At 68.9% G+C, this 15,342-nt stretch carries 17 protein-coding genes; 3 read left to right on the top strand and 14 right to left on the bottom strand.

Going from position 1 to position 15,342, the window contains the following annotated elements; translation table 11 throughout:
- Window positions 1-5 precede the first annotated feature (5 nt).
- The 4 genes from PQI23_RS01995 to groES all read right to left on the bottom strand — a co-directional run bounded on the left by PQI23_RS01995 (window position 6) and on the right by groES (window position 4,136).
- Entirely contained in the window at window positions 6-1,127 is a 1,122-nt protein-coding gene (locus tag PQI23_RS01995; RefSeq protein WP_339971037.1) for a GuaB3 family IMP dehydrogenase-related protein, read from the bottom strand.
- A gap of 118 nt (window positions 1,128-1,245) precedes the next feature.
- Window positions 1,246-2,748 (bottom strand): IMP dehydrogenase, encoded by a 1,503-nt coding sequence (guaB, locus tag PQI23_RS01990; RefSeq protein ID WP_339971035.1) that lies wholly within the window; start codon window positions 2,746-2,748, stop codon window positions 1,246-1,248.
- A gap of 76 nt (window positions 2,749-2,824) precedes the next feature.
- Window positions 2,825-3,748 carry an EamA family transporter RarD gene (gene rarD, locus PQI23_RS01985; protein ID WP_339971033.1) on the bottom strand — a complete coding sequence of 308 codons (924 nt, stop codon included), beginning with the start codon at window positions 3,746-3,748 and terminating at the stop codon, window positions 2,825-2,827.
- Window positions 3,749-3,839: 91 nt separating this feature from the next.
- The gene (groES, locus tag PQI23_RS01980; protein ID WP_339971031.1) at window positions 3,840-4,136 is read right to left on the bottom strand and encodes a co-chaperone GroES; all 297 of its coding nucleotides are present in this window, start codon (window positions 4,134-4,136) and stop codon (window positions 3,840-3,842) included.
- A gap of 238 nt (window positions 4,137-4,374) precedes the next feature.
- Between groES and PQI23_RS01975 the strand changes: the two genes are divergently transcribed.
- Both PQI23_RS01975 and PQI23_RS01970 read left to right on the top strand, forming a co-directional pair.
- Window positions 4,375-4,839, top strand: a complete 465-nt coding sequence (locus PQI23_RS01975; protein ID WP_339971029.1) for a DUF4190 domain-containing protein — start codon at window positions 4,375-4,377, stop codon at window positions 4,837-4,839.
- Window positions 4,836-6,077, top strand: a complete 1,242-nt coding sequence (locus PQI23_RS01970) for a THUMP-like domain-containing protein (protein ID WP_339971027.1) — start codon at window positions 4,836-4,838, stop codon at window positions 6,075-6,077. Before PQI23_RS01975 ends, PQI23_RS01970 begins: the two co-directional genes overlap by 4 nt.
- A gap of 80 nt (window positions 6,078-6,157) precedes the next feature.
- On the opposite strand, the gene PQI23_RS01965 is transcribed toward PQI23_RS01970, so the two are convergent.
- The 7 genes from PQI23_RS01965 to glmS all read right to left on the bottom strand — a co-directional run bounded on the left by PQI23_RS01965 (window position 6,158) and on the right by glmS (window position 11,851).
- Window positions 6,158-6,658: a DUF4190 domain-containing protein gene (locus tag PQI23_RS01965; protein WP_339971025.1), complete on the bottom strand. Its 501-nt coding sequence runs from the start codon at window positions 6,656-6,658 to the stop codon at window positions 6,158-6,160.
- Between the two features lie 126 nt (window positions 6,659-6,784).
- Window positions 6,785-7,867 carry a tRNA (adenosine(37)-N6)-threonylcarbamoyltransferase complex transferase subunit TsaD gene (gene tsaD / locus PQI23_RS01960; protein WP_339971023.1) on the bottom strand — a complete coding sequence of 361 codons (1,083 nt, stop codon included), beginning with the start codon at window positions 7,865-7,867 and terminating at the stop codon, window positions 6,785-6,787.
- Window positions 7,864-8,367, bottom strand: a complete 504-nt coding sequence (gene rimI, locus PQI23_RS01955; protein WP_339971021.1) for a ribosomal protein S18-alanine N-acetyltransferase — start codon at window positions 8,365-8,367, stop codon at window positions 7,864-7,866. Before rimI ends, tsaD begins: the two co-directional genes overlap by 4 nt.
- A complete protein-coding gene (gene tsaB / locus PQI23_RS01950; protein WP_339971019.1) occupies window positions 8,364-9,008 on the bottom strand; it encodes a tRNA (adenosine(37)-N6)-threonylcarbamoyltransferase complex dimerization subunit type 1 TsaB in 645 nt (214 codons plus the stop codon). Before tsaB ends, rimI begins: the two co-directional genes overlap by 4 nt.
- Window positions 9,005-9,565, bottom strand: coding sequence for a tRNA (adenosine(37)-N6)-threonylcarbamoyltransferase complex ATPase subunit type 1 TsaE (gene tsaE / locus PQI23_RS01945; protein ID WP_339971017.1), 561 nt, complete (start codon window positions 9,563-9,565; stop codon window positions 9,005-9,007). Before tsaE ends, tsaB begins: the two co-directional genes overlap by 4 nt.
- Window positions 9,562-9,918, bottom strand: a complete 357-nt coding sequence (locus PQI23_RS01940; protein WP_339971015.1) for a holo-ACP synthase — start codon at window positions 9,916-9,918, stop codon at window positions 9,562-9,564. Before PQI23_RS01940 ends, tsaE begins: the two co-directional genes overlap by 4 nt.
- Window positions 9,919-10,000: 82 nt before the next feature.
- Entirely contained in the window at window positions 10,001-11,851 is a 1,851-nt protein-coding gene (glmS, locus tag PQI23_RS01935) for a glutamine--fructose-6-phosphate transaminase (isomerizing) (RefSeq protein WP_339971013.1), read from the bottom strand.
- Between the two features lie 32 nt (window positions 11,852-11,883).
- Between glmS and coaA the strand changes: the two genes are divergently transcribed.
- The gene (gene coaA, locus PQI23_RS01930) at window positions 11,884-12,876 is read left to right on the top strand and encodes a type I pantothenate kinase (protein WP_339971012.1); all 993 of its coding nucleotides are present in this window, start codon (window positions 11,884-11,886) and stop codon (window positions 12,874-12,876) included.
- Window positions 12,877-12,970: 94 nt separating this feature from the next.
- On the opposite strand, the gene glmM is transcribed toward coaA, so the two are convergent.
- From glmM to rplM, 3 genes are read right to left on the bottom strand one after another with little or no spacing between them, the layout of a single operon-like run.
- Complete coding sequence (gene glmM, locus PQI23_RS01925; RefSeq protein ID WP_339971011.1) at window positions 12,971-14,320, bottom strand: phosphoglucosamine mutase; 1,350 nt, start codon at window positions 14,318-14,320, stop codon at window positions 12,971-12,973.
- 17 nt (window positions 14,321-14,337) lie between these two features.
- On the bottom strand, window positions 14,338-14,820 hold the full coding sequence (gene rpsI / locus PQI23_RS01920; protein ID WP_339971010.1) for a 30S ribosomal protein S9: 483 nt from the start codon (window positions 14,818-14,820) through the stop codon (window positions 14,338-14,340).
- A 33-nt stretch (window positions 14,821-14,853) separates the two neighbouring features.
- The gene (gene rplM, locus PQI23_RS01915; protein ID WP_010156429.1) at window positions 14,854-15,300 is read right to left on the bottom strand and encodes a 50S ribosomal protein L13; all 447 of its coding nucleotides are present in this window, start codon (window positions 15,298-15,300) and stop codon (window positions 14,854-14,856) included.
- Window positions 15,301-15,342: the final 42 nt, after the last annotated feature.

Genomic DNA, 15,342 nt, shown 5'->3' with positions numbered 1-15,342 from the left:
GCGGCTCAGCGCTCGGCGTAGACGACGCCCACGCGCTGGAACTCCTTGAGCTCGGAGTATCCCGTGGTCGCCATCGCACGGCGCAGCGCGCCGATGAGGTTCGCGCTGCCGTCCGCCACATTCGCAGGCCCGTTCACGATCTCGGCGAGCGGCGCAACCGATCCGACCTGCACGCGACGGCCGCGAGGCAGATCCTCGTGGTGGGCCTCCTGACCCCAGTGCCACCCGCGCCCCGGCGCCTCGGACGCCTTGGCGAGCGCGGTTCCGAGCATCACCGCATCCGCGCCGCAGGCGATGGCCTTGATCAGATCGCCCGAGGTGCCGAGACCGCCATCGGCGATCACGTGCACGTAGCGGCCGCCCGACTCGTCGAGGTAGTCGGAGCGGGCGCCCGCGACGTCGGCGATCGCGCTGGCCATGGGGGCGCGGATTCCGAGGGTCGCGCGGGTCGTCGACGACGCGCCGCCACCGAAGCCGACGAGCACGCCAGCGGCTCCCGTGCGCATGAGGTGCAGAGCCGACTGGTAGGTCGCCGCCCCGCCCACGATCACCGGGACGTCGAGCTCGTAGATGAACTCCTTGAGGTTGAGCGGCTCGCGCCCCTCCTGCGAGACGTGCTCGGCCGACACGGTGTTGCCGCGGATCACGAAGAGGTCGACTCCCGCGTTCACCACGGTCTCGGTGAACTGCGCCGTGCGGTGCGGCGACAGGGCGCCGGCGACGGTCACGCCCGCCTCGCGGATCTCGCTGAGGCGCTCGGTGATGAGCTCGGCCCGGATCGGAGCAGCGTACAGCTCGCGCATCCGCGCCACCGCGGCGACCTCGTCCTCGATGCCTGAGAGCTCAGCGAGGAGCGGCTCGGGGTTCTCGTGGCGGGTCCAGAGCCCCTCGAGGTTGAGCACGCCGAGGCCGCCCAACTGCCCGAGGGCGATCGCAGCGGCGGGAGACATGACGGAGTCCATCGGGGCGCCGAGCACCGGGATCTCGAATTGGAAGGCGTCGATCGACCACGCGGTCGAGACGAGCTCCGGGTCTCGAGTACGTCGCGTCGGTACGATGCCGATCTCGTCGAAGGTGTACACGCGACGTGCACGCTTGCCGCGGCCGATCTCGATCTCGTTACTCACCCGCACAGTCTATCCGGAGGCGGCTGAGCACACCGAGCATCGCGGTCGGCGGAAGCGACGGGAACGCACGAGGGGCCCGGATCGCGACCGATCCGAGCCCCTCGCGACGCACCGAACGTCAGCGCTTGTAGTTCGGCGCCTCCACCACCATCTGCACGTCGTGCGGGTGCGACTCCTTGAGCCCCGCCGAGGTGATGCGCACGAAATTGCCTCGCTCCTTGAGGTCGGCGATGGAGCGCGCGCCCACGTAGAACATCGATTGGCGCAGACCGCCGATCATCTGATGGCTGACGGCACCGACGGGCCCGCGGTAGGGCACCTGCCCTTCGATGCCCTCGGGGATGAGCTTCTCGTCGCTCGGCACGTCCGCCTGGAAGTAGCGGTCCTTCGAGTACGACGTGCGCTCTCCGCGGGTCTGCAGCGCGCCGAGCGAGCCCATGCCCCGGTAGTTCTTGAACTGCTTGCCGCCGACGAACACCAGGTCGCCGGGACTCTCGTCGGTGCCCGCGAGCAGCGACCCCATCATCACGGACGATGCGCCGGCGACGAGGGCCTTCGCGATGTCGCCCGAGTGCTGCAGACCGCCGTCCGCGATGACCGGAACGCCGGCCGGGGTCGCCGCCTTCGCCGCTTCGTACACCGCGGTCACCTGCGGCACCCCGACGCCGGCGATGACGCGCGTCGTGCAGATCGATCCCGGTCCGACGCCCACCTTCACGGCGTCGGCGCCCGCCTCCACGATGGCCTTCGCACCAGCGTACGTCGCGACGTTGCCGCCGATGACGTCCACACCGGCGAACGCCGGGTCCGCCTTGATCTTCGCGATGATGTCGAGCACGCCCTTGCTGTCGCCGTTCGCGGTGTCGACCACGAGCACGTCGACTCCCGCTTCGACGAGTGCGCTCGCGCGCTTCCAGGCGTCTCCGAAGAAGCCGACTGCAGCACCGACGCGCAGGCGACCCGCCTCGTCCTTGGTGGCCAGCGGGTACTGCTCCTCCTTGTCGAAGTCCTTCACCGTGATGAGCCCGGTCAGACGCCCCTCGTCGTCGACGAGCGGGAGCTTCTCGATCTTGTGCTTGCGGAAGATCGCCGCCGCGTCCTCCCGGGAGATGCCGCGCGGACCCGTGATCAGCGGCATGCGCGTCATCGCGTCTTCGACGCGCACCTGGGAGCGATCCTTCGGGTCGATGAAGCGCATGTCGCGGTTGGTGATGATCCCGAGCAGCACGTCGTTCGAGTCGACGACCGGCAGGCCCGACACGCGGTACTCGCCGCAGATCGCATCGACCTCGGCGACCGAGGCGTCGACCGAGGTCGTCACCGGGTTGGTGATCATTCCTGCCTCGCTGCGCTTGACCCGGTCGACCATTTCGGCCTGATCCTGGATCGACAGGTTGCGGTGCAGAATGCCGAGACCGCCGTTGCGGGCCATGGCGACCGCCATGCGCGTCTCGGTCACGGTGTCCATCGCCGCAGAGATCAGCGGGATCTGCAAGCGGATGCGACGGGTGAGCTGGGTCGCGGTGTCCGCCTCGCTGGGGATGACGTCGGTGTGCGCCGGGAGCAGCAGCACGTCGTCGTAGGTCAGACCGGTGAACGCGAAGGGGTCACGCTGTTCCATGGAACCTCTATCTGTGTCGTGGGTGGAGCTCTCAGAGATTCGCGGGCGACCAGGATCCGGCCCCCCGTGCCGTCTCTCAGTCTAAGGGAATGGGGGCGGTGTTCACCTGCGCCGTCGGCGAACGCCGGAGCTGCATCACCATGTCGATGATCAGGATGACGAGAGCGATCCAGACGCCGATGAAGCCGATCCACCGGCCCGTGGTGATCTCCTCGTGCGTCACCAGGGCTCCGTAGAAGAAGCCGAGGATGGGCGTCAGGAACTGGAGGAATCCGATGTGCGCGAGCGGCAGGCGTCGGGTCGCCTCCCCGAAGAGGATCAGCGGGACCGCCGTGACGATGCCGCTGAACAGCACGAGCACGGTGATGCCCGACCCGAAGGTGAACGCGGTCAGCCCGGACGTCGCCGCGATGACGCCGAGCTGCACCGCGGCCACCGGGAGCGTGGCGAACGTCTCCACGGTCAATCCGGTGATGCCGTCGACGGTCTCGCCGGCGTGCTTGTGCACGGCGCCGTAGAGGCCGAAGGAGAGCGCGATGCCAAGTGCGATCCATGGGAAGGATCCGTACGCGACCGCTGCGATCACCACGCCCACCCCCGCGATCGCCACCGCGATCCACTGCAGCCGGCTGAGCTGCTCCTTGCGGAAGACGACGCCGATGAGAATCGTGAAGAGCGGGTTAATGAAGTAGCCGAGTGACGTCTCGAGCACGTGCCCCGTCATCACGCCGATGATGAAGATCTGCCAGTTCGCGTACAGGAAGAGCGCGGAGAGCGCGAACCAGCCGAGCAGCCTGGGGGTGCGCAGAATCAGGGCGACGCGGCCCCAGCGCCGAGTGGCGCTGACGAGCAGCAGGCAGAAGACGAGCGTGGTGGCGACGCGCCAGGGCACGACCTCGAGGGGGCCGACCATCGCGATGAGGCCGAAGTAGAAGGGGAACGCGCCCCACCAGAGATACGCGCCGAGACCGAAACCGAGTCCCGCACGTGTTCGCCGCATCGGAGCAGTCTACTCCCGCTCGGCACCCGGGTACGACAACGGCCCCGACGATCCGTGAGGATCCGCCGGGGCCGTTCGAGAAGTTCCGCGCTCAGCGGGTGACGACTGCGAGGATGTCGCGAGCCGAGAGCACGAGGTAGTCCTCGCCGCCGACCTTGACCTCGGTGCCGCCGAACTTCGAGTAGATCACGGTGTCGCCGGTGGCGACGTCGAGCGGGATGCGGGTGCCGGAGTCGGAGACGCGACCCGGACCCACTGCGACGACCTCGCCCTCCTGGGGCTTCTCCTTGGCGCTATCGGGGATCACGAGACCGGAAGCGGTGGTCTGCTCTGCCTCGACCTGCTTGATAACGATACGATCCTCGAGCGGCTTGATGGCGACCGACACGGTTGACCTCTTTCCAATGTCTGAAGTGTGAATACGCGCACGCCCCATGCGAGCGCGTCTACAGCAGAGTCTATGGCTCCCGTTGGCACTCGTGCAAGGGGAGTGCCAACGTCGCGGTGAGGAATCGCCGACAGCGAACAGCGGGCCGTGCCTACAATGGACTGACACCCGGGGCTGGCACTGCCGGCGGGTCTGTCGCCCGTATCCGCATGATTCGACGCACACCGATGGAGGAGCAATGTCCACGCCGCAGTATCCCGAGCAGCCCACCACTCCCCTTCCGCACCTGGATCAGGAAGCCGCGTACGGTCAGCCGGGCCAGGCGCAGCAGCAGGCGAACGCGCCGCAGCCGCCCGCCTACCAGCCGCAGCAGCAGTACGCATCGCAGGCCTACGAATCGCAGCAGTTCAGCGCAGTGCCCACCGGCACGACGCTCGACAAGACGAACACCTTCGCGTTCCTCGCGATCATCTTCGCGTTCCTGAGCCCCATCGCCGGCATCGTCTTCGGCCACATGGGCCTCAGCCAGATCAAGCGCACCGGAGATGCCGGTCGCGGCATCGCGCTCACCGGACTCATCATCAGCTACGCGTACTTCGTGCTGCTCGCGCTCTTCATCGTGCTCTACATCGGCTTCCTCTTCACGATCTTCGCGGCGATCGGCAGCACGATGTCGGGGTTCGATTCCTACTCGTCGTATTGATCACGGGGCGCGAGCGCGCGTCGACGGAGCCGCTCCCCGGATGGGAGTTCCTGCTCAGCGACGACGGTGTCGCAGAGCTGGGCGACGTCTGCGCAGCGCTCGAAGCCGGTTCGACGAGCGATGCGGTCGGCCGCGCTCTTCGGTCTGCCGGGCGGGCGCCGGAGGAGGTCGCGGCGCTGCTGACGCAGGCGGGCCTGCGCACGAAGGCGCGCGCGAAGTTCGGCGATCTCGCACGTGAACTGCTCTTCACGGCCGCGGGCCTCGAACAGGCGACGAGGATCGCGATCGCGCACGGCCACGCGGCCCGGTTCCGCGAGGCCGGCTGCGACCGGGTCGCCGACCTCGGCTGCGGGCTCGGCACGGAATCGATTGCGCTGATCGGCCAGGGTCTCTCGCCGGCTCCGGTGGAACTCGATCCGTTCACCGCTCGCATCGCCGCCCACAATCTCGCCCGGGTCGCTGCGCTGAGCGGCGCATCGGCGCCGCCCGTGTCGACGGGTGACGCGACCGAGTTCGATCTCTCACGGGTCGACGGGGCGTTTCTCGACCCCGCGCGCCGCACCGCCGGTCATCGAGACACCCGGCGCATCGCCTCCCCCGACGACTACTCCCCCTCACTGCACGTCGCCTACGCGATCGCCGAGCAACTGTCGACCGGCGTGAAGCTCGGGCCCGGCCTCGACCGGGATCTGATTCCCGACGCGGCCGAGGCGCAATGGGTCTCCGTCGACGGACAGGTCGTCGAAACGGCGCTCTGGTTCGGCGGGCTCGCACGACCGGGCATCGCTCGCGCGGCCCTGGTGCACCGCGGTGCGGAGCGGCACGAGATGACGGCCGCGGCCGATGCTCCCGACGTCGATGCGCGGCCGATCGGCGCGTACCTCTACGAACCCGACGGGGCCGTCATCCGAGCGCGTCTCATCGGAGCCCTCGCCGAGCGCCTCGGCGCCGGCATGCTGAGCACGGGCATCGCCTACCTCACCGGCGAGACCCACGTCGAGACCCCGTTCGCTCAGGCGTTCCGCGTCGTGGATGCGCTCCCCTCACGCGAGAAGGATCTGCGCCGCGCCCTTGCGCAGCGCGGCATCGGCCGTCTGGAGATCAAGAAGCGCGGCGTCGACGTCGACCCCGCGGCTTTGCGCAAGCGTCTGAAGCTGAGCGGCGAGGAGGAGGCGACCCTGATCCTCACTCGAGACGCGAACGGCAAGCACATCTCCCTGCTCGCCGAACGCTGCTGACTCCGCCGACGTGAGACGACGGCGGGCCCGGGAGCCGAAGCTCTCGGGCCCGCCGTTTCGACTTCGGCGATTCGCGTCGATCAGTAATCGATGCTCGAGCAGGAAACTGTTTGCCCCGCGATCTCGACGGTCTCCGCTCCCGACTGGCAGGCTTCGATGGCCTCCTGAGCATCATCGATCGATCCGCCGAGCAGGCTGAGCCCCACGAAGAAGAGGATCGTCACGATGATGCCGACGACTGCGGCGACAGCGCCGGTGATGAGACCGGTCAGCGCGAGGCCCTTCGGCTGCGCCTTGCGCAGCGCCAGGATTCCGAGCACGAGCGCGACGATGCCGCCGACGGCACCGGCTACCGGCACCCAGCAGAAGATGAGGCTCAGAATGCCGAGGATGAGCGCGGTCAGGGCGAGGCCCTTCGGCTGCACGGGGCCGCCGTTGTACGCCGGCGATCCGGTGTACGGCGGCGCGCTCGGCGCGGCGTGCGCATTCGACGCGTCATGCGCGTTCGGCGCGCTCGAGGCAGCAGGAGGAGGCGGCACCGGGTTCGAGCGGTTGTCGTTGCCAGGCAGGTTGTCGGACATGATTCTCCTTCTATCGAACGTCGATGAGGCGTCTTCCCCCATCCGCCCTTCAAAGATAACGTTCAGCTTCGCCGTACGGGAGATTTTCGATCATTCGGAGCCCGGCCTTGACAGCGAGCGGCCTCGTCACCGCATCTGCACCTGCTGCACCGGCAGCGTGGAGTCCGCGCCGAAGACGAGCCCCGACGGCGCGTGCCCGCTCGCAACGAGTTGAGCTCCGAGCGACGCGATCATTGCCCCGTTGTCGGTGCACAGCGAGAGCGGGGGCACGCGCAGTTCGACGCCCGCGGAGGCGGCGCGCTCTGCGGCGAGTTCGCGGACTCGGGCATTCGCGACGACTCCCCCTCCGAGCAGCAGGCGGGGAACGTCGAGGGCGCGGCAGGCGGCGATGGCCTTCGTCAGCAGCACGTCCGCGACCGCCTCGCGGAAGCTCGCGGCGACGTCGGCCACCGGCACCGGCTCTCCCGCCGCCTGGCGCTTCTCGACCCAGCGCGCCACCGAGGTCTTCAACCCCGAGAACGAGAAGTCGTATCGATGCCGCTCGAGATCTTTGGGGAGCGTGAGCCCGCGGGGGAAGCGGATCGCATTCGGATCACCCGCGGCAGCGACCCGATCGATCTCCGGGCCCCCCGGGTAGGGCAGACCGAGCAGCCGGGCGACCTTGTCGAACGCCTCCCCCGCGGCATCATCGATTGTCTCGCCGAGCAGCTCCACATCCGAGACGAGATCGCGCACGAGCAGCAACGACGTGTGTCCGCCCGAGACGAGCAGCGCGACCGTCGGGAGTTCGAGTTCGCCGACCGCTCCGACCGCACCGCGCAGCCCGTCGCCGTGCAGCAGGTCGGCGCCGACGTGACCGACGAGGTGGTTCACCGCATAGAGCGGCTTGCCGAGAGACACCGCCAGCGCTTTTGCGGCTGAGACGCCCACCATGAGCGCGCCGGCCAGGCCGGGCCCCGACGTCACGGCGATGGCGTCGAGGTCGGCGAGCGCGACATCGGCGTCCGCGAGGGCGCGCTGGATCGTCGGGGTCATCGCTTCGAGGTGCGCCCGCGCGGCGACCTCCGGGATGACTCCGCCGTAGCGCGCGTGCTCATCCATCGACGACGCGATGGCATTGGCGAGCAGGGTGCGACCCCGCACAATGCCGACTCCGGTTTCGTCGCAGCTCGTCTCGATGCCGAGTACGAGTGGCTCGGTGACTGTCATGCGTGATCCTCCATTGCCGACGCCTCGCTCGGGCGCGCCCGCAGCTCGCGCCGCATCACGATCGCGTCGACGCCCTCGGGCTGGTAGTAGCGCGGCCGCACCCCGATGTCTTCGAACCCCAGGGACGCGTAGAGACGATGCGCCACCGCGTTGTCCGCCCGCACTTCGAGAAACACCTCGCGCGCCCCGCGCGACTCGGCGCTGTCGAGCAGCGCCTGCATGAGGCGTCTCCCCTGTCCCGTGCCGCGCAGCGACGGATGCACGGCGATCGTCTGAATGTCCGCTTCCGATCCGACCACGAGCAACCCCGCATACCCGACGACCTCACCGCGCGGTGAGACGAGTACCCGGTAGTCGCGGTGCTCCCCCGCGAGTTCCTCGCGCATCATCGCGCGGCTCCACGCGTCGCGGCCGAACACCGAGTCCTCGAGCGCCCAGACCGCGTCGAGATCGTCGATCACGGCGCTCCGGAGCGCCGGGGCCGGCGCGTCGGCGTTCACGCGGACACCCGCTTGGGCGCCGCAGGCTGCGAGACGTCGGGAGAGCGGAGGTACAGCGCTCGGTCGTTCTCGAACGGTCGACCGGCGGTGAGATGCCGGGCCGCGAGGCGCACCAGAGCAGCTGCCGGGATGCGCTCGGGCCAGATGTCGCCCGGGAGCTCCTCGTACTCGGAGCGCGCGACGAGTCGCGGGCCCCCCGTACCCACGGGGATGCCGGCAGCATCGAGGCCGGTGAACTCGGTGACGAAGAGCTCTCTGCGCCGAGCGTCCTGCACGACGCGCACAGGATCCTTCGTCCCCTGTTCGAACGCGTCGAGCGCGACCGCCGCGTGCCCTTCGAGCGGCAACAGCGGCGCCCCCGCTCCGATCGCGAAGGCGTGCGCGGCCGCGATGCCGACCCTGAGCCCCGTGAACGGGCCCGGACCGATGCCCGCGACCACGCCCGTCACCTGTGCGGGAGACGCATCACTCGCACGGAACACCTCGTCCAGCAGGCGCCCGATGGCCTCGGCGTGCCCGCGCGCATCGTCGCTGGATGCGACGTGCACGCGCCCGTCGACGCCGAGCGCGACCGTCGTGCCGATGGCGGTGTCGATCGCGAGCAGCACGTGCTCTCCGAGCTCCGGCATCGACGTGCTCATCCCAGTACTCCTTCTGCCCAGCGCGCCCCGTACCCCGTGACGGTGATGCGGCGCGGTTCGACGAGCGCCTCCGACCAATCCGCCGGATCCTCGTGGGAGATCGCGCCGTTCTTGGCGTCGGTCGCCCCGACCCGCGCACCCGCGGCCGCCGAATCGCCGAGCGGGCGCTCGATCACGATCTCGACCCAGTCCGCTCGCGTCTCGACGATGCCGGCGCCCCACTCGGCGACGACGACGGACCCCTCGAAGTCGAGGTCGAGGTCTTCGAGTTCATCGGGCCCGGCGAGTCGGTAGGCGTCGACGTGCACGAGCGGTGCGCCCCCGACGAGCGACGGGTGCGTCCTGGCGAGCACGAACGTCGGGCTCTGCACCGGCCCCCGCACACCGAGGCCCTCCCCGATGCCGCGCGTCAGCGTGGTCTTCCCCGCACCGAGCGGTCCGGTGAGGATCACGAGATCGCCCGCGCGGAGTACCCGCCCGAGCCGCACTCCGAGCTCGCCCATGGCCTCCGGATCCGGAGCGGAGTGCACCTCTTCGACACTGCGCTGCGCCGTCATCGCGCGGCCTCCACCACCACGAATGCTGTTGCGAAGCCTCCGTCGTGCGTCATGGAGACGTGCGGCATCACGGCGCCTGATCGAGCGAGTACCGCGAGCAGCCGTTCCGTGCGACCGAACGATGGCGCGCGATCGGTGTCGCGCTCGATCTCCATGTCGTGCCATTCCAAGCCGTCGGAACCGCCGAGCGCTTTGATCAGCGCCTCCTTCGCGGCGAAGCGCCCGGCGAGCGAATGCACGGGGCGCTCGCGCTCGGCCTCGGTGAACAGGCGCTCGAGCAGCCGAGGCGTCCGTTCGAGTGTGCGCTCGAAGCGAGCGATGTCGACGGTGTCGACGCCGATTCCGAGTATCATCGCGCTCCCCACGCGTCGAGACGTTGCGGTCTCGGCGCACCCTGCTTCTCTGACCCGCGTACCTGTGCTGCTGCTGCGCCGCTTATTCGACGGTGACCGACTTGGCGAGGTTGCGCGGCTGGTCGACGTCGAGTCCCTTCGCGGTCGAGAGCTCGAGGGCGAACCACTGGAGCGGGATGACCTGCAGCAGCGGCTCGAAGAGCGTGTCCGCGAGCGGCAGGCGCACCACGTCGTCGGCGTACGGAAGCACCGCCGTGTCGCCCTTCTCCACCACCGCGATGACGCGGGCGCCGCGAGCGCGGATCTCCTGGATGTTGGAGACCACTTTCGAGTGCATGATCGGCGAGGTGCGCGGGCTCGGCACGAGCACGAACACCGGCTGCCCGTGATCGATCAGCGCGATCGGTCCGTGCTTGAGCTCGCCCGCCGCGAAGCCCTCCGCGTGGATGTAGGCGATCTCCTTGAGCTTCAGCGCGCCTTCGAGGGCGATCGGGTACCCGACGTGCCGGCCGAGGAAGAGCACGGACCGGGTATCCGCCATCCAGTGGGCCAGCTGCGCGATCTGCTCGCGAGTCTCGATCGCCTCGGCGACCTTGGCCGGGAGCGCCTCGAACTGCTCGACCGCTCGCGCCTGCTCCTCCGCGGAGAACGTGCCGCGTACGCGGGCGAGGTGCAGACCGATCAGGTAGATGGCCGTGATCTGAGCGACGAATGCCTTCGTCGAGGCGACCGCGACCTCCGGCCCCGCGTGCGTGTACACGGCGGCATCGGATTCGCGAGGGATCGTCGCGCTCTGGGTGTTGCAGACCGAGATCGTGGTGACCCCGCGCTCGATGGCGTACTTGACCGCCATCAGCGTGTCCATGGTCTCGCCCGACTGGCTCACGGAGATCACCAGCGTGCGATCGGAGAGCACGGGATCGCGGTAGCGGAACTCGTGGCTCAGCTGCACCTCGACGGGTACGCGCGCCCACTGCTCGAGCGCGTACGACCCGACCTGCCCGGCGTACGACGCCGTGCCGCAGGCGATGATGATGATGCGGTCGATCCCCCGCAGGCGGTCATCGCCGAGCGCGGTGAGCTCCGGAATCTCCACCCCCGCGCCCGAGATGCGCCCGCGCAGCGTGTTGCCGACCGCGTCCGCCTGCTCGTTGATCTCCTTCGCCATGAAGGACGACCAGCCGCCCTTGTCGGAGGCGTCGGCATCCCACTCGACCTCGAACTCCTCGAACTCGACGGCGCTGCCCGAGAAGTCGGTGACGCGCACCTCCGACGGAGTGATGATGGCGATGCTGTCCTCCTCGACCGCGACCGCGCGCTTCGTGAAGGAGACGAAGGCGGCGACGTCGGATCCGAGGAAGTTCTCCCCGTTGCCGAGACCGATCACGAGCGGGGAGTGATGGCGCGCCGCCAGCACCGTGTCGGGGGCATCACGATGCATCGCGAGCAGCGTGAAGGTGCCCTGCAGGCGCGCGACGACCGAGCGGAACGCCGACTCGAGATCGCCCTGTCGCGCGACTTCGAGCCCGAGCAGAGCTGCGACGACCTCGGTGTCGGTCTCACTGAGCAGCTCGACTCCTGCGGCCTCCACTTCGGTGCGGAGTTCGGCGAAGTTCTCGACGATGCCGTTGTGGATCACCGCCAGCTTGCCGTCGTCACCGAGGTGCGGGTGCGCGTTGACGTCGGTCGGACCGCCGTGCGTCGCCCAGCGCGTGTGCCCGATGCCGGTGCCGGCCGCGTCGAGCGGGCTCGCCTCGAGGAGGTCCTCCAGCCGCGCGAGCTTGCCGGAGCGCTTGCGCACCGAGAGCGCGCCAGTGGTGTCGACGACCGCGACTCCCGCGGAGTCGTAGCCGCGGTACTCCAACCGTCGAAGCCCGTTCAGCAGCACCTCGACGGTGTCGTTCGGGCCGACGTATCCAACGATTCCACACATGCTGCTTAGTTTAGTGGCACCATTGATGCACGATGACCCAGAACACCTCACCGGCCGGCGTCGCGGTCTCCACCGACACGCACGCCCTGATCCGCCCCGAGTTCACCTCTCCCTTCACGGAGATCGACCGCGATGAGTGGGCCCGACTCGCCGGAGAGACTCCAATGCCGCTCAGCGAGGGTGAGATCGCCGCCTTCCGAGGCCTGGGCGAGCCGCTCGACCTCGCCGAGGTCTCCGAGGTGTATCGACCGCTCAGCCGCCTCATCAACCAGTACGCCATCGCGGCGCGCGAGATGCACCAGCGCACCCGAGGGTTCCTCCAGCGGGGCGACGAGCGGCAGAGCCCGTTCGTCATCGGCATCGCGGGCTCCGTCGCCGTCGGCAAATCGACCGTCGCGAGGATCCTCCGGGATCTGCTCGCGCGCTGGCCCGAGACCCCGCGCGTCGAGCTCGTCACCACCGATGGGTTCCTCTACCCCGCCGCCGAGCTCGAACGACGGGGCATCGCCCACCGCAAGGGCTTCCCGGAATCCTACGATCGGCGCAGTCTGCTGCGGTTCGTGTCGCAGGTGAAGGCCGGCGTCGACGAGGTGCGAGCGCCCCACTACAGCCACATCGTGTACGACATCGTCCCAGGCGAGTTCACCGTCGTCCGCCGGCCCGACATCCTGATCGTGGAGGGGCTGAACGTGCTGCAGCCGGCGTCCATGGCCCATCCGCTCGCCGTGAGCGATCTCTTCGACTTCTCCGTGTACGTGGACGCGCGTTCATCCGACATCCAGCGCTGGTACCGCCATCGCTTCCTGAAGCTGCGCGAGAGCGCGTTCGCCGATCCGAGCTCGCACTTCCGCCGTTTCGCGACCATCGACGACGATGCGGCGCTCGCGATCGCCGACGAGTTCTGGAACCACATCAACGAGCCGAATCTCGTCGAGAACATCCGCCCCACTCGGGCGCGGGCGAGCCTGGTCCTGCGGAAGGAATCAGACCACCGCGTGCAGAAGGTGCTCCTGCGGAAGGTCTGACGGGGACGGGATGCGACGACGAAGGGCCGGTCCCGTGACGGGCCGGCCCTTCGTCGTCGTCCATGCCGCTGCGGCGCAGGGGCATGTCGGTCGATTACACCGCGAGTCGTTCGAGTACGATCCCGGCGAGATCGTCGGCGAGCCGCTGGGCGTCGTCGACGTGCTCGGCCTCGACCATCACGCGAACCACCGGCTCCGTGCCCGACGGGCGCAGCAGCACGCGACCCTTGCCCGCGAGTGCGATCTCGGCCTGACGCACCGCCTGCTGCAGCACCTCGTCGCCGCCGACACCCGCGCGATCGACTCCGCGGACGTTCACCAGTACCTGGGGGTACACCGTCATGCACTCGGCGAGCTCCGCGAGCGGCTTCCCGCTGCGCACGAGCTCTGCGGCGATGTGCAGGCCGGTGAGAATCCCGTCGCCCGTCGTCGCATGCTCGCTCATGATCACGTGCCCCGACTGCTCCCCACCGAGCGAGTACCCCTCGGCATTGATGGCCTCGAGCACGTAGCGGTCGCCGACGCCGGTCTCCACCACGTCGATCCCGTTGTCGGCCATGGCGAGCTTCAGACCGAGATTCGACATCACCGTCGCGACGAGCGTGTTGCGTTCGAGCTTCCCGCGACGCGCCATCGACAGTGCGAGGATCGCCATGATCTTGTCGCCGTCGACCACGTTCCCGGCCGCGTCGACTGCGAGGCAGCGGTCGGCGTCTCCGTCGTGCGCGATGCCGAGATCGGCGCCGTGCTCGAGCACGGCGGCGGACAGGGGTTCCAGGTGCGTCGATCCGACGCCGTCATTGATGTTGAATCCGTCGGGATCGTTCCCGATCACCGTGACCCGAGCGCCCGCGTCGGTGAAGACGTCGGGAGAGATGCCCGCTGCGGCTCCGTGCGCGCAGTCGAGCACGACGTGCAGGTCGTCGAGACGAGTGCCCTCGAGCGTTCCGAGCAGATGCACCAGGTAGCGATCCTCGGCGTCCGCGAAACGGCGGATGCGACCGACCTCTCGGCCGGTCACGGCCACGACCGGCCCTTCCATCGCCGCTTCGATCTCATCCTCGGCGTCGTCGGCGAGCTTGCGTCCGCCCTCCGCGAAGAACTTGATGCCGTTATCGGGGGCGGGATTGTGCGAGGCGGAGACCATGACCCCGAAGTCGGCTCCGGTATCGGCGACGAGGTACGCCGCAGCCGGGGTCGGGATCACTCCCGCGTCGAGTACGTCGACTCCGGCCGACGCGAGACCCGCCGAGACCGCCGCGGAGATGAACTCTCCGGAGACGCGCGGATCGCGCGCAACGACGGCCACAGCACGACGGCTCTCGCCCCGGGCAGAACGCCCGAGAACGAGAGCCGCAGCGCGAGCGAGGCTGAGGGCCAGCTCGGCGGTCACATCGACCCCGGCCAGCCCTCGAACCCCATCGGTGCCAAACAGGCGTCCCATGTGCTGGAAGCCTCGATTTAGCGCTTCGAGTACTGAGGCGCCTTGCGGGCCTTCTTGAGACCGGCCTTCTTGCGCTCCTTGATACGCGCGTCGCGGCTCAGGAAGCCGGCCTTCTTCAGGGTGGCGCGGTTGTGCTCGGCGTCGATCTCGTTCAGCGCACGAGCGATCGCGAGGCGCAGTGCGCCCGCCTGACCCGAGGGGCCGCCGCCGCCGATGCGCGCGATGATGTCGTACGACCCGTTCAGCTCGAGAGCCGTGAAGGGGTCGGTGATGAGCTGCTGGTGCAGCTTGTTCGGGAAGTACTCGGCGAACTCGCGTCCGTTCACCGTGAAGGTGCCCGAGCCGGGGATGAGGCGCACGCGGGCGATCGCCTGCTTGCGACGACCCACTGCCGCACCGGGAACGGTGAGCGCGGGGCGGGGGGACGACGCGGCGGCGGCCTGCCCAGCCGGCGTCTCGGTGGTGTAGCTCTCGGTGGCCACGGTCTGCTCTTCAGTCACTGTGAATTCTCTCTCTGAGGTCTCGGGGCGCGATTACTGCGCGACCTGGCCGAAGGTGTAAGGGGTGGGCTGCTGAGCCGCGTGCGGGTGCTCGGCACCTGCGTACACCTTCAGCTTGCGGAACAGGTCAGCACCGAGCGAGTTCTTGGGGAGCATTCCGCGGATGGCCTTCTCGACCGCGCGCTCCGGGTTCTTCTCGAGGAGCTCGGTGTAGCTGACCGAACGGAGACCGCCCGGGTAGCCCGAGTGACGGTAGGCGCGCTTGTTCTTCGCCTTGTTGCCGGTCAGGACGACCTTGTCGGCGTTGATGATGACCACGTAGTCGCCCATGTCCATGTGGGGGGCGAAGGTGGTCTTGTGCTTGCCGCGGAGCAGAGCCGCGGCGTGCGATGCGAGGCGGCCGAGCACCACGTCTGCGGCGTCGATGACGACCCAATCGTGCTTCTGCTCGGCGGCCTTCGGTGAATACGTGCGAGTCACTAGAGTGCTGCTTTCTGTCGAATTGGAGGAGTTCGTGAATCC

The sequence above is a fragment of the Leucobacter sp. USCH14 genome (genome assembly GCF_037619215.1).
GTDB lineage: Bacteria > Actinomycetota > Actinomycetes > Actinomycetales > Microbacteriaceae > Leucobacter.
Note: the sequence above shows the minus strand (reverse complement) of the source record. Positions and strands in the feature narration are given on the sequence as shown.

Excerpts from the sequence above, each read along its gene's own strand:
- guaB (WP_339971035.1), bottom strand. The coding sequence starts at position 2,748 with ATGGAACAGCGTGACCCCTTCGCGTTCACCGGTCTGACCTACGACGAC.
- rarD (WP_339971033.1), bottom strand. The coding sequence starts at position 3,748 with ATGCGGCGAACACGTGCGGGACTCGGTTTCGGTCTCGGCGCGTATCTC.
- PQI23_RS01975 (WP_339971029.1), top strand. The coding sequence starts at position 4,375 with ATGTCCACGCCGCAGTATCCCGAGCAGCCCACCACTCCCCTTCCGCAC.
- PQI23_RS01965 (WP_339971025.1), bottom strand. The coding sequence starts at position 6,658 with ATGTCCGACAACCTGCCTGGCAACGACAACCGCTCGAACCCGGTGCCG.
- tsaD (WP_339971023.1), bottom strand. The coding sequence starts at position 7,867 with ATGACAGTCACCGAGCCACTCGTACTCGGCATCGAGACGAGCTGCGAC.
- tsaB (WP_339971019.1), bottom strand. The coding sequence starts at position 9,008 with ATGAGCACGTCGATGCCGGAGCTCGGAGAGCACGTGCTGCTCGCGATC.
- tsaE (WP_339971017.1), bottom strand. The coding sequence starts at position 9,565 with ATGACGGCGCAGCGCAGTGTCGAAGAGGTGCACTCCGCTCCGGATCCG.
- PQI23_RS01940 (WP_339971015.1), bottom strand. The coding sequence starts at position 9,918 with ATGATACTCGGAATCGGCGTCGACACCGTCGACATCGCTCGCTTCGAG.
- glmS (WP_339971013.1), bottom strand. The coding sequence starts at position 11,851 with ATGTGTGGAATCGTTGGATACGTCGGCCCGAACGACACCGTCGAGGTG.
- coaA (WP_339971012.1), top strand. The coding sequence starts at position 11,884 with ATGACCCAGAACACCTCACCGGCCGGCGTCGCGGTCTCCACCGACACG.
- glmM (WP_339971011.1), bottom strand. The coding sequence starts at position 14,320 with ATGGGACGCCTGTTTGGCACCGATGGGGTTCGAGGGCTGGCCGGGGTC.